Here is a 639-nt window from a genome sequence, read left to right on the forward strand (position 1 = left end):
GAGGTCGGCAGTTCAAATCTGCCCAGACCTACCAGTTTTCTGGGGCCATAGCTCAGCTGGGAGAGCGCCTGCCTTGCACGCAGGAGGTCAGCGGTTCGATCCCGCTTGGCTCCACCATATTCACCTGCAGTTTCACATGTTCACCTGCAGTTGCTTGTCAAAGCTTAGAAATGAGCATTCCTGTCGATGGGCAGCGTGAATGTTGATTTCTGATCTTTTTCAGAATCGTTCTTTAAAAATTCGGTGTGTGATAAAAATTTAGACTGTGTGCCACTTTCACTGGTGGGATACAGGCTAAGGCAAAATGAAAGTTTGTTTTAACAAGCTTTCGGCGAATGTCGTCTTCACAGTATAACCAGATAGCTTGGGGTTATATGGTCAAGTGAAGAAGCGCATACGGTGGATGCCTTGGCAGTCAGAGGCGATGAAAGACGTGGTAGCCTGCGAAAAGCTTCGGGGAGTCGGCAAACAGACTGTGATCCGGAGATATCTGAATGGGGGAACCCAGCCATCATAAGATGGTTATCTTGTACTGAATACATAGGTGCAAGAGGCGAACCAGGGGAACTGAAACATCTAAGTACCCTGAGGAATAGAAATCAACCGAGATTCCCTTAGTAGTGGCGAGCGAACGGGGAC

The 639-nt window shown here is 48.4% G+C and carries 1 tRNA gene and 1 rRNA gene; both read left to right on the forward strand.

Features of this window, described 5'->3' with window-relative positions:
* Nucleotides 1-41 precede the first annotated feature (41 nt).
* Nucleotides 42-117: transfer RNA gene (locus tag ACYP2A_RS26575), tRNA-Ala, on the forward strand.
* Nucleotides 118-376: 259 nt separating this feature from the next.
* Nucleotides 377-639 (forward strand): 23S ribosomal RNA (locus ACYP2A_RS26580); the annotation flags it as partial.

The organism is Pseudomonas sp. 3A(2025) (genome assembly GCF_054589175.1).